This window comes from Sulfurimonas sp., assembly GCF_016744025.1.
Taxonomy (GTDB): domain Bacteria; phylum Campylobacterota; class Campylobacteria; order Campylobacterales; family Sulfurimonadaceae; genus Sulfurimonas.
This window is the reverse complement of the sequence record NZ_JADGFC010000182.1, coordinates 1-3824: the sequence shown is the minus strand read 5'-3', so window position 1 is coordinate 3824 and position 3824 is coordinate 1. Positions and strand designations below refer to the sequence as shown.

Annotated in this window: 4 protein-coding genes; all 4 read left to right on the top strand. The window is 31.2% G+C overall.

What is annotated here, in order from left to right:
• The first annotated feature begins 166 nt into the window (after positions 1-166).
• The 4 genes from QZZ48_RS14710 to QZZ48_RS14695 all read left to right on the top strand — a co-directional run bounded on the left by QZZ48_RS14710 (position 167) and on the right by QZZ48_RS14695 (position 3712).
• A complete protein-coding gene (locus tag QZZ48_RS14710) occupies positions 167-511 on the top strand; it encodes a hypothetical protein (RefSeq protein ID WP_294967012.1) in 345 nt (114 codons plus the stop codon).
• Between the two features lie 89 nt (positions 512-600).
• On the top strand, positions 601-1311 hold the full coding sequence (gene pyrH / locus QZZ48_RS14705; RefSeq protein ID WP_294967011.1) for a UMP kinase: 711 nt from the start codon (positions 601-603) through the stop codon (positions 1309-1311).
• Positions 1312-1335: 24 nt separating this feature from the next.
• A complete protein-coding gene (locus QZZ48_RS14700; RefSeq protein WP_294967010.1) occupies positions 1336-1557 on the top strand; it encodes a DNA-directed RNA polymerase subunit omega in 222 nt (73 codons plus the stop codon).
• Between the two features lie 4 nt (positions 1558-1561).
• A complete protein-coding gene (locus QZZ48_RS14695) occupies positions 1562-3712 on the top strand; it encodes a RelA/SpoT family protein (RefSeq protein WP_294967009.1) in 2151 nt (716 codons plus the stop codon).
• The last annotated feature ends 112 nt before the right edge of the window (positions 3713-3824 follow it).

Genomic DNA, 3824 nt, shown 5'->3' with positions numbered 1-3824 from the left:
TACTTCTTTGTTTTTGGTCGAATAAGATTAGCAGATTATCGATTAATCCTATCTTTCAACTTACTTTCAAAAAATTGCACTTGATTTTAGAATTGGCGGATTATTATCTTGTGAATTATAAGAAAAAGTAGAAAATTATGCACCCGTTTTTTTAATTAAGTCCAAAATGATAAAGTGGCATGGTATAGAAGTAAGAAACAAAGTTGATATAAATATTGCTAAAGTACTAAAAAAGGAAAAAATATTATTGGACGAAAATGGAGTTTTTGTAGCATACTATGGACACAATAAGTTCGTGTTTGTACGAGATAAAGACAAAAAAGATATAGTCGATGCAGCAATAAGAAAAATAGGTTATATATCAATAGCAGAAGATGAAGAAAACCTTAAACTAGATAAGAGCAGTATGCTTTATGTTCCTATACAAAACTCTATAGAGGTTAAAGTAACTTCAGAAATAGATGAGCTGTTAAAAGAAATAGAAGATAAATTTAGAAATATGATTGTGTAAGTCAGTAGTTTATACTTAGTCATATCCACTCAAAGCAATATCAAAGACATTTTTGAATATAATTCGCGTATTAGATACAAAGGAATTTCATGGCTAACAAACGGGTATTGGTTAAGTTTTCAGGTGAAGCTCTTGCAGGTGAAGCAGGTCATGGGATAGATACTCAGATTTTAAAGTATATATCTCAAGAGATTAAGTCATTGGTTAATGCTGGCATTGAAGTTGGTATTGTTATTGGTGGTGGAAATATTATCCGTGGTGTAACAGCAGCTCAAGATGGAATTATTAAAAGAACTTCTGGAGATTACATGGGAATGTTAGCTACTGTAATTAACGGTGTAGCAATGCAAGAAGCGTGTGAACATGCAGGTCTTCAAGTGAGAATGCAAACAGCTATTAAAATGGAGCAAATTGCAGAGCCATATATCAATCGTCGTGCAGTTCGTCATTTAGAAAAAGGTCGTGTTGTGATTTTTGCAGCAGGAACAGGTAACCCTTTCTTTACTACAGATACAGCAGCAACTCTTAGAGCAGTAGAAATTGGTGCTGAGGTTATAATAAAAGCTACGAAAGTAGATGGTGTTTATGATAAAGATCCTGTTAAGTTTAACGATGCAGTTAAGTTACCAGTATTGACTTATGAGCAAGCTCTTACAGAGCATATCAAAGTTATGGATGATACATCAATCGCTTTGGCAAAAGACAATAAACTACCTATTATAGTTTGTGATATGTCTAAAAAAGGTAACTTATTAGATATCTTAAATGGTAATATGGACAACTGTTCAATAGTAAAATAATAAAATTAAATTAAGGATTAATCAATGAAAGTTGAAGAATTAACAGCAAAAGTTTTAACTGACAACCCAAAAATGGATAATTATCAATTAGCACTAGCAGTAGCAAAAAGAAGTGATGAGCTTTTAAATGGTGCAGCGAGTAAGTTAAATATTGATCCTAAAAGCATTAAAGCAGCAGATTTAGCTTTAATGGAAATAGCACAAGGCCTTGTAAAAGTTAAAGGTTTTGTAGACTTAGAAAAGTAATAGCTTGAGTCTGAGTCAAGTAGATATAGAAAAAGTAAAACATTTACACGATGTTGACTCAGCACAAGAGTACCTTTTTTCACAAATCACTCCCAGTGATAAACTTCGTGAAGCCCTCCAATACTCTAAAGATGCACATAAGCATCAAGTTAGAAAAAGTGGGCAACCTTACATAATACATCCTATTTTAGTAGCAAGTATAGTTTCATCTATAACTGATGATGAGTCAATGGCTATTGCTGCACTTTTGCATGATGTTGTAGAAGATACAGATGTCTCAATTGAAAAAGTTACAGAACTTTTTGGTGCAGATGTTTCTCATTTAGTTGAGGGTCTGACAAAAATTGATTCTATTAGAGATAGTGAACTTATCCCTTCTACTTCTAATGAACGTCTTATCGTATCAGCACTATCATTTAGAAAGATGCTTCTTGCAAGTATAAAAGATGTACGAGTTCTAGTTGTTAAGCTTTGCGATAGACTTCATAACATGCTTACTTTAGATGCTCTTCCTGAACACAAACAACTTCGCATTGCAGAAGAAACACTTGTTGTTTACGCACCAATTGCTCACCGTTTAGGTATCTCTTTTTTAAAAAACATATTAGAAGATACAAGTTTCTCATATATTTTTAAAGAAGAAAAACACCATATAGACAATTATCTTGATACAAATTATCATGCAATTGAAATGAAGTTAGAAGAGTTTAAAGAGTCTATTCATAAACTTTTATCTAAAAATGGTTTTTGTGAAGATGATTTTGAAATACTTTCACGTGTAAAACATCGTTACTCAATCTACTTAAAGATGCAAAGAAAAGGTATTTCAATTGATGAAGTACTAGACTTGTTGGCTGTAAGAATTTTAACTACTGACCCTGTTAAGTGTTATAATATTTTAGGACTAATTCACCTACACTTTCAACCTCTATCTTCAAGATTTAAAGATTATATTGCTGTTGCAAAAGATAATGGTTACCAAACTATTCATACAACTGTTTTTTATGATACTGCTATTTTTGAAGTTCAGATTAGAACTTTTGATATGCATAAAACTGCTGAACTTGGAGTTGCCGCACACTGGAAGTACAAAAGTGGTGGTAATAATATCAAGCTAGATTGGTTGCATAACTTAGGTTACCAAAATGAATCAGTAGAAGATTTTTATGCACTTATAAAAAATGATTTATACTCTGAGGATATAGCAGTCTTTTCTCCAAGAGGAGAAGCTTTTACTCTTCCTCGTGGTGCAGTTGTTCTAGACTATGCTTACACAGTTCATACAGAAGTAGGTAATTCTGCCAAATCAGCACTTGTAAATAAGGTCAAAACTCCACTTCTTAGTGAACTGCATAATGGTGATATTGTAAAGATTAACGTTGAAGATGAAATAATAACTAGATGTTCTTGGATAGATGCAGTAAAGACATCAAAAGCAAAAACAAATATGAGATTAAACTGTAATGCTAGAGTTAAGGATATAAATTCTAAATCTAGTGTAAATATAGTAGCTACAGCTATGAATCTAAATCACTCAAGAGTAGAAGAGTGGTTTGAAAGACATAACTATGAAAAGAAAGCTTCTGTACCTGTTGATATAGAACTTATGCGTGATGTAATGCATAAATATACAATAGAAATAAGTAAAAATTCTAGATTTAAAAGGTTTCTTTCTCGTCATAGGTTTAAGTTAAAGCCATATAATATTAATGGTATAGAAATATATAGTACTTCTCATATAGGTGATATTGTTTTTGATTATTGTTGTCACCCAAAATCTGGTGATGAGATAGTAGCATTTTTAGAAAAGGGCAAGGCTCATGTTCATCATAAAATGTGTAAAAGTGCTATTAAAAAATTAGAGGCCAATAATTCTATGCTTTTTGTTAAATGGGAACAACAAAATATTTACAACTATAATTTAATAATAAATTTTCATAGTGGAAAAGGTACCTTAGCAGATTTTTTCAGCTTCTTAGTTAAGATAAATGTGGATATAAATTCTATAGAACTTGGAAAAAATAAAAGCGAATCATCTCGATATTGTGAAATGGAATTTGAATCAAAAGAAGCCGATATTAACTCACTTCGTGTTAAAATGGAACAAAAAATAAAAGTTATTCATCTCATACGAACTGATGATGCTTATAGATAAAAATTAATTAGGAAATATATATGTTACAAGAAGCTTTAAGAGAAATAAACAGAGGTAGTGCTGAAATAATTGACAATGAAAGAATTGAGAAATTATTAAAAGCTTATTTTGA